4 protein-coding genes and 3 pseudogenes are annotated in these 8,431 nt (G+C 51.8%); 1 reads left to right on the top strand and 6 read right to left on the bottom strand.

Translation table 11 applies throughout. The annotated features are described in order from the left end of the window. Positions 1–523 precede the first annotated feature (523 nt). The 4 genes and pseudogenes from purT to BCA33_RS09235 form a co-directional block, all read right to left on the bottom strand. A pseudogene (gene purT / locus BCA33_RS09245) lies at positions 524–1,695 on the bottom strand (formate-dependent phosphoribosylglycinamide formyltransferase). Between the two features lie 75 nt (positions 1,696–1,770). Continuing rightward, positions 1,771–1,953, bottom strand: coding sequence for a DUF1289 domain-containing protein (locus tag BCA33_RS19765; protein ID WP_083394692.1), 183 nt, complete (start codon positions 1,951–1,953; stop codon positions 1,771–1,773). A gap of 12 nt (positions 1,954–1,965) precedes the next feature. Beyond that, the gene (locus tag BCA33_RS09240; RefSeq protein ID WP_071265181.1) at positions 1,966–2,493 is read right to left on the bottom strand and encodes a gamma carbonic anhydrase family protein; all 528 of its coding nucleotides are present in this window, start codon (positions 2,491–2,493) and stop codon (positions 1,966–1,968) included. Between the two features lie 14 nt (positions 2,494–2,507). After that, positions 2,508–3,088: pseudogene (locus BCA33_RS09235) on the bottom strand (CoA pyrophosphatase). Between the two features lie 96 nt (positions 3,089–3,184). Here BCA33_RS09235 and BCA33_RS09230 point away from each other — a divergent pair. After that, the gene (locus tag BCA33_RS09230) at positions 3,185–3,748 is read left to right on the top strand and encodes an NUDIX hydrolase (protein WP_071265179.1); all 564 of its coding nucleotides are present in this window, start codon (positions 3,185–3,187) and stop codon (positions 3,746–3,748) included. Here the strand turns inward: BCA33_RS09230 and BCA33_RS09225 are convergent. Then, entirely contained in the window at positions 3,743–4,054 is a 312-nt protein-coding gene (locus tag BCA33_RS09225; protein WP_071265177.1) for a YqfO family protein, read from the bottom strand. The two genes, BCA33_RS09230 and BCA33_RS09225, sit on opposite strands and share 6 nt — an antisense overlap. A gap of 417 nt (positions 4,055–4,471) precedes the next feature. After that, a pseudogene (gene purL, locus BCA33_RS09220) lies at positions 4,472–8,374 on the bottom strand (phosphoribosylformylglycinamidine synthase). Positions 8,375–8,431 lie beyond the last annotated feature (57 nt).

Below are 8,431 nucleotides of genomic sequence, written 5' to 3'. Positions count from 1 at the left end.
GAAGATCTCAAATCTGCTCAAGACAAAACTCAATGTTCGACGAGTCGCTTGCCTTGGTATTTCTTGTCGAAATACTCCAGCCAGCGCCCACACGAATTACTTGGTTAATTTGTTAAAGAGCGTTTGAGCCGTGGCTCAATCAAGGAGGCGAATTATACATCGTATCGCCACCTTGTCAACCGTTTTTTTCGAGTTGTTTCAGAAGCTTCGCTTCTAAAACCACCGAGACTTGCCGGCTGATACTTGCTTGTTTCGAGGGGCGTATTCTACATCGAATCCGTACCCTGTCAACCGTTATTTTGAAGAAAGTCTAAATCGTTTTCTTCAACACTTTCAAACAGTTAACTCTCTCAAAACACCCCGCTGTTCCGGCGTGTCCCTCAAGCGAGATGCGCATTCTACAGAGCTGGGCGTAGGTGTCAACGGGGTCGCGAAACTATTTTAAAATTGTTTCGGATTACTCTTAGCTACCACCAGGCGTCCCTTATAGAACCAGCATCCATCGGGACACTTAATTCCCTGTCTACAACCTAACTTCAATCGCCTTGACCGCTGCCACAGCCTTGCTCTTTGCCACCTCAATGGTATCGCCTTTGGCCAAAGCCACTCCCATTCGGCGGCGACCTGAAAGCTCAGGCTTACCAAACAGCCTGAGTTGCACATCCTGCTCAGAAAGGGCTTGCTCGATCCCAGAAAATGCCACTTCCGAAGAATTGCCTTCTGGCAGAATAACCGCAGACGCTGAGGGGCCTTGCTGACGGATTACGGGAATCGGTAAACCAAGTATTGCACGCGCATGCAGCGCAAACTCTGACAAATCCTGAGACACCAGTGTAACAAGACCCGTGTCATGTGGCGCGGGGACACCTCTGAAAAGTAGACATCATCCCCGTGGATAAATAGCTCTACTCCATACACCCCATAACCGCCAAGATTTTCGGTGATCTTCAAAGCAACCTCGCGAGAGCGCTCTAACGCTTTGGAGCTCATAGGTTGCGGCTGCCAGGATTCACGGTAATCACCATCTTCCTGGCGGTGACCTATGGGCTCACAAAAGCTGACTCCCCCTGAGTGCCGAACCGTCAGTAGAGTGATTTCATAATCGAACGTCACAAACCCTTCGACAATAACCCGGCCTTTGCCAGCGCGGCCGCCTGTTTGTGCGTAATCCCAGGCTGCATCAATCTGAGTCTCATCAGTAACCGTGCTCTGCCCTTTACCAGAAGAGCTCATCACTGGCTTAACAACTACCGGCAACCCGATGGCGTTAATAGCATCAACGAATAACTCTTTCGTATCAACAAACCAGTATGGTGACGTACTTAGCCCCAGTTCCTCTGCTGCCAGGCGGCGAATTCCCTCTCTGTTCATAGTCAGGTCAACGGCTCTGGCCGAAGGAATAACTTTGTAACCCTCCTGTTCTAGCTTGACCAATTCGGCAGTCGCAATTGCCTCTATCTCCGGAACAATTAAATCGGGCCTTTCAAGTTCGACAACGTCACGTAGCGCTTGGGCATCCAGCATATCAATCACGTGGCTACGATGAGCTACTTGCATGGCAGGGGCATTCGGGTAACGGTCGGCAGCGATCACCTCAACTCCAAACCTTTGCAGCTCAATTGCAACCTCCTTTCCCAGCTCTCCGGAACCACATAACAGCACCTTGAAGGCATTTGCTTTAAGTGGCGTACCCAGCGTTACCTGATCAACATTATTCAAACCACATCCTCCGGAGAGCGCCCGACTAAGTTCGGAAATCTTAGCGCCTGATTAAAGTGCAACTTCTTGCTCTCGCTCAGCAACTTTTCCAAGTACGGCTTTACGCTCACAATTCGTCATTGAGGTCCAACGCAAAATCTCATCACTGGTGCGCTGACACCCTATACATACGTCACGCTCATCAAGAGCACATATACTCACGCATGGCGAGCGAACCCTGTCCTCAACGGCCATAACACATTCGCCTCAGTCTTTTACGGGCTTCAAGCCTTTCACATACCGGCTTGCGTTGTGCACGTAATGTGCAGCGCTCAGCTCCAGCATTTTTTGTTGCTGCTCGGTCAGCTGGCGCTTAATTTTACCTGGCGCACCAACTACCAGAGAACCATCAGGAATAACCATGCCCTCGGGAATAAGCGTGTTGGCACCGATCAGACAGTATTTTCCGATTTTTGCACCATTGAGGACAACGGCATTAATGCCGATTAGTGAATAGTCCCCCACCTCACAACCGTGCAGCATGGCTTTATGGCCAACAGTGACGCCTTTACCCAGCGTAAGTGGTATACCCGGATCTGTGTGGAGAACCGAACCGTCCTGAACGTTTGTCTCAGCGCCTACGGTAATTAGCTCATTATCCCCACGGATCACAACGTTGAACCACACACTACTTTTTTCGTGAAGCTCAACATTTCCAATTACGGTTGCGTTTTCGGCAACAAACTGGCTGCCACCTTTTAACTCCGGGGCACGGCCATCCAGCTCATAAAGCATTATGATCTTCCTTTTCAGGATCGGGGTTTGAGTAAATCTATATCGGCATCGTACACAGCATTTAAAAATTCGACCAGAACCACAGCTGACAGCCCCCAGATTTGGTAACGCTCCCAGCGGTAGCTAGGCACATATATTATTTGGTTCTGAAAAGAGATCGCATCCGTACGCTCACGCCGGTCTTCGAGAAAGAAAGAAAGGGGCACACGAAAGATGCTGTCAATTTCAAATGGGTTGGGTTCCAAGGGATGCCCTTCAGGTACAACACCAACGTATGGAGATACAAGAATCCCGTGACGTGACATCACCTGACTCAGAGGTGAAATAATTTCTACCTGATCAGGCGGCAGGCCAATTTCTTCATGGGTTTCGCGCAGCGCAGTAGCGGCCAGCGACAGATCCCCCGGGTCACGCTTCCCACCCGGTAGGCAACTTGCCCACGGTGGGTGCTCAAATTTTCGGAACGCAACGTAAATATCATTTCGGGATTTACAGGATCGTCCGTCACAGGAACGAGAATGCCTGCCTCGGGATAATTCAAGTCGAGCTTCCGAGGCGCATAGTCGGTTAAACGCTGAACAAGTAAATCACGCAAGTCGGAACTCCTGGACAAATCTGGTGTTGAATGAGACAGCAGCAACTACGATCATTAAACTGAGCGCTCTATCAATTCAAGTATACGGGGAAAAACATGAAGTACTGCAGCACTTGCGGCCATCCGGTTAAGCAACGTATCCCCGAGGGCGACAATCGTCACCGCTATGTGTGCGTTAACTGCAGCACAATACACTATCAGAACCCACGCATTATTGCGGGGACCGTACCGGTATGGGAAGGACAGATTCTTCTGTGCCGTCGAGCTATCGAGCCTCGTTACGGATACTGGACCTTGCCTGCAGGGTATATGGAGAACGCCGAAACCACGGTTGAAGCTGCGGAGCGCGAGACTCTGGAAGAGGCCTTGGCCGAAGTTTATATTGACGGGCTCTATTCCATAATTGATGTTCCGCATATAAACCAAGTACACATGTTTTATCGGGCGACTCTAAAAAACGGGCAGTTTGGCGCGGGCGAAGAGTCTCTTGAAACCCGCCTTTTTGCTCTGGGCGACATCCCTTGGGACGACATTTCTTTCCCTACAGTACGCAAGACTCTGGAACTATTTCTGGAAGACTTGAAAAACGACTCCTTCGGCGTTCACGTTCGTGATATCCGGCACCCTATGGCCGCAACCCGAAGCAAGGGCGATTTATAGCACCTCCATCCGATAGATCTCGTAAGCAGGCTCCTCGTATGGATGGGCCTGCTTGAGAGCAGAAACCGCCTTACGGATCAGGTCATCACGGCAAACAAGCTCAACCTTGAACTCATCCACCACTTCCAGCGTATCACGGTGCCCCAGAAAAGGGCTGCTACCTGCAAGTGGACGAAATTGACCCTGCCCACGACATTGCCATGCGCAAGAATCGTAATCTCCGATGCATCCAGCACCTATCTCAAAGAGCGCGCGCTTGGTTTTCTCCACGTGCGTTTCTGGGACGAAATAGCATATTTTATACATAACACTCTCCTCAAGACCGGGTATTTTTTGTACAGATGAATGACTTAGCCACTTACCCACAGATTCTGTGGATAACTCTGGGGAAAGATTTGATGAACACCTCTCCAAACCCCGTATTTACTGACCTCACGTTAAATTGGCGACAAATTCACCCGTTAAAATTAAACCTTAATTTTCAATAAGTTACATTAATCCAGTGAAAGATGCTGCTCATTGCAGCGCATTGTTCATAGAATACCCAAAGCACTGCCCAAAATGTGCATAAACATTTTGAGTCAAGGGGTATTTCTTCAAAAAAATGACTTTTAGCGCTTGAAAAACTCTAAAAACCTCGAATGACAGGCACAAAAAAACCGACTCCAGAAAGCTACCCTCAAGGGACTCTCAAAAGCCGGTTTTTTTCAGCTCCGGGCTTTATCAGCCAAACCAGCGCCTCGCGTTTCTGAACATGCGAATCCAGGATCCATCCTCTTGCCAATCCTCAGGATGCCACGAGTGCTGAACAGTGCGGAATACCCGCTCAGGATGCGGCATCATAATTGTGACACGGCCATCCCGGGTGGTAGCACCGGCAATGCCATCCTGTGACCCGTTTGGGTTATATGGGTAACGCGTGGTTACCTGGCCTCTGTTATCCACAAAGCGCAGCGCTGCCCGCTCGCTTTCTGCCAGGGCTGCAGCACTCGCACTACCCGAGAACTCTACCCTACCCTCTCCATGAGCAACGGCGATAGGCATGCGCGATCCTGCCATGCCTTCCAGGAAAGCAGAGGGTGACGGCATTACCTCAACCATCGCCAATCGCGCTTCAAACTGCTCCGATTGATTGCGGACGAAGCGCGGCCACCCCTCACTGCCTGGAATCAGCTCGTGCAAGTTGGAGAACATCTGACAACCATTGCACACACCAAGCGCGAGCGTGTCCTGACGGTTAAAGAAAGCGGCAAACTGGTCGCGAACACGGTCATTGAACAGTATGGACTTTGCCCAGCCTTCACCGGCCCCCAGCACGTCGCCGTATGAGAAGCCGCCACAGGCCACAAGGCTGTTGAACGTTTCCAGACTTACTCGCCCGGAAAGCAGGTCGCTCATATGCACATCGACTGATTCAAAACCGGCCCGGTCAAATGCCGCTGCCATTTCCACTTGGCCGTTCACACCCTGCTCACGCAGGACAGCGACTTTCGGGCGCGCACCTTTATTGATATACGGCGCTGCAACGTCTTCATTCACATCGTAAGTGAGCGATGCATGAAGCCCTGGATCGCTCTCATCAAGCAGGTTGTCGAACTCTTCAAGTGCACAGTCAGCGTTGTCCCTGAGAGACTGAATACGATAGCTAGTCTCTGACCATAGACGCTGAAGCTCTGTTCGAGCGTCATCTACAACCGTTTCGCTCTCAAATGTCAGGCGTACACGATCCTGATCATTCAATGTGCCAATAACACTGACGTGATCGCCCAACCCGGCTGCCGAAAACTGCTGCAGAACGAAATCAGTATCCTCGCGACGCACCTGAATAACCGCACCCAGTTCTTCGTTGAACAGCTCGCGAGCAAACTGACTGTGATCGTCCGCCAAGCCATCCAATTTAATGTCCACACCGGTACGACCGGCAAAACACATCTCCGCCAGTGTCACGAACAAACCACCATCCGAACGATCGTGATATGCGAGCAACTTGTCATCGGCATTAAGACCCTGAATAACTGCAAAAAATGCTTTTATATCCTCGGGGTCGTCGAGATCCGGTGCCACGGCACCAACGCTGCGATACACCTGCGCCAAAGCTGATCCACCCAGGCGATTCTGCCCTGCGGCCAAGTCCAGAAGGATCAGGTCAGTTTCGCCCGCATCTTTCATAAGCTGCGGTGTCAGAGTGCGCGAAACGTCGGTAACTGGGGCAAAACCACTTATAATCAAGGATAGCGGTGCAGTCACGCTCTTCTGCTCGCCGTTATCCTCTTCCCACATGGTTTTCATGGACATGGAGTCTTTGCCTACGGGAATGGTAATCCCAAGCTCGGGGCACAACTCCATTCCCACGGCACGCACTGTTTCATAGAGGTTTTCATCTTCGCCTGGGTGGCCCGCAGCACACATCCAGTTAGCCGACAGGCGAATATCAGACAATTTATTGATCGCTGCAGCCGCCAAGTTGGTTATGGCTTCACCCACCGCCATTCGGCCAGATGCAGGCGCATCAATGGTTGCGACCGGTGTGCGCTCACCCATGGCCATTGCTTCGCCTGTCAGCACATCAAAGGAGCTCGAAGTAACCGCGACATCACTAACTGGCACTTGCCAGGGCCCTACCATTTGGTCACGAGCAACAAGCCCGGTAATTGTGCGATCGCCAATGGTTATAAGGAAGCTTTTGGAGCCCACGGAGGCAGTCGCAACACCCTGCGGATCGCATCGTTCAAATCAATCTGAGTGGAGTCAAATACCGGCTTGGTAAAAGACGTTCTTTTAACACTTCGGTGCATACGCGGTGGCTTGCCAAAGAGCACTTCCATTGGCAGGTCAACGGGCTTGTTATTAAAGTAGGAGTCGCTTAGCTCAAGGTGATGGGCCTCTGTGGCTTCACCAATTACGGCATAAGGGCAACGCTCACGACGACACAAGGCATCAAATAGCTCCAGGTTTTCCGAAGCAACTGCCATAACGTAGCGTTCCTGGGATTCATTACACCAGATTTCCAACGGTGACATACCGGGCTCATCGCTGGGAATTTCGCGCAACTCAAACTTCCCGCCACGGCCACCATCTTTCACCAGTTCAGGCATAGCGTTCGAAAGCCCGCCAGCGCCAACGTCGTGGATGAAGCACATGGGGTTTTTCTCGCCCATCTGCCAGCAGCGGTCAATCACTTCCTGGCAGCGACGCTCCATTTCCGGGTTGTCCCGCTGCACGGATGCGAAATCGAGATTCTCATTGCTGGAACCAGAATCCATGGAAGAAGCAGCACTACCCCCAAGGCCAATTAGCATGGAGGGCCACCCAGCACGATAAGTTTGGCGCCCACGGGTATGTCACCTTTCTCCACGTGTTCTGCGCGGATATTACCAAGGCCGCCGGCGATCATAATGGCTTATGATAGCCCCGCACTTCGTCGCCTGCCGGGCCCGCGACCTTCTCTTCAAATGTTCGGAAATAGCCTGCTATATTCGGGCGGCCAAACTCGTTATTGAATGCGGCGCCACCAATGGGCCCCTCAATCATTATATCCAGAGCGGATGCGATCCGGTCTGGCTTGCCGTAGTTGATTTCCCATGGCTGGGGATCTTCCGGCAGATTAAGGTTGGAGACGGTAAATCCTGAAAGCCCCGCCTTTGGCTTGGAGCCGCGGCCGGTTGCACCTTCATCACGAATTTCACCGCCGGAGCCGGTTGCCGAGCCCGCAGCAGGTGCAATCGCAGTAGGATGATTGTGAGTTTCCACCTTCATAAGAATATGAATTTCTTCCTGATTATAACCGTAAACACCGGTTACAGGATCCGGGAAGAAACGCCCGCCACGGCTGCCGCGAATAACCGAAGCATTATCCTTATAGGCAGAAAGCACGCCTTCGCTGTTCATCTCAAAGGTGTTCCGAATCATGGCGAACAAGGACTTTTCCTGCCCTTCACCATCAATGTCCCACGAGGCGTTAAATATTTTATGGCGACAGTGCTCGGAGTTGGCCTGGGCAAACATCATCAGCTCAACGTCGGTCGGATCCCGCTCAAGGCCAACAAACGACTTCACCAGGTAATCAATTTCGTCATCTGCGAGCGCAAGACCAAGACGCCTATTCGCCTCGACCAGCGCCTTTCGGCCACCAGCCAGCACTGAAATGCGCTCCAGTGGGCGAGGTTCTTCATGGCTGAACAACAGCTGGGCGCCGCCCATTTCATGAAAGACTTTCTGAGTCATGCGGTCGTGCAGCAGCGCAGCAACTTTCTCACGCTGATCCAGGCCAAGCTTTTTACTCGACTTGATATAAAACGCCGTACCGCGCTCGATACGCTGAATCTGGCGCAAACCGCAATTGCGGGCTATGTCAGTTGCCTTGCTAGACCAAGGAGATAAGGTGCCCGGGCGCGGTACAACGAGGAACAAAACGCCGTTCGGCTCTTCAGCGGCAACGCTGGGACCGTATGTTAGAAGTCGATCAAGGATGGCCTGCTCGGAATCAGAAAGCGCGCCCTCCATATCCACAAAGTGCATGAATTCAGCATAAACATGCTCAACTTCGGGCACAATGGCCTGAATCCTGGCGTACAGTTTATGAGAGCGGAATGGCGAAAGCGCGGGTGCGCCGCGAAGTTCAAGCATGATATCAACCTGTATCGCGCGAAACGGGGAAGTCCGGGTGCATTCTGAGAAGGCGCA

Origin of the sequence: Marinobacter sp. AC-23, from assembly GCF_001858325.1 — a bacterium.
In the GTDB taxonomy this organism is placed as follows: Bacteria; Pseudomonadota; Gammaproteobacteria; order Pseudomonadales; family Oleiphilaceae; genus Marinobacter.
Note: the sequence above shows the minus strand (reverse complement) of the source record. Positions and strands in the feature narration are given on the sequence as shown.

What these genes read in the sequence shown, in the direction of transcription:
- BCA33_RS19765 (WP_083394692.1), bottom strand. Translation starts at nt 1,953, where the DNA reads ATGGCCGTTGAGGACAGGGTTCGCTCGCCATGCGTGAGTATATGTGCT.
- BCA33_RS09240 (WP_071265181.1), bottom strand. Translation starts at nt 2,493, where the DNA reads ATGCTTTATGAGCTGGATGGCCGTGCCCCGGAGTTAAAAGGTGGCAGC.
- BCA33_RS09230 (WP_071265179.1), top strand. Translation starts at nt 3,185, where the DNA reads ATGAAGTACTGCAGCACTTGCGGCCATCCGGTTAAGCAACGTATCCCC.
- BCA33_RS09225 (WP_071265177.1), bottom strand. Translation starts at nt 4,054, where the DNA reads ATGTATAAAATATGCTATTTCGTCCCAGAAACGCACGTGGAGAAAACC.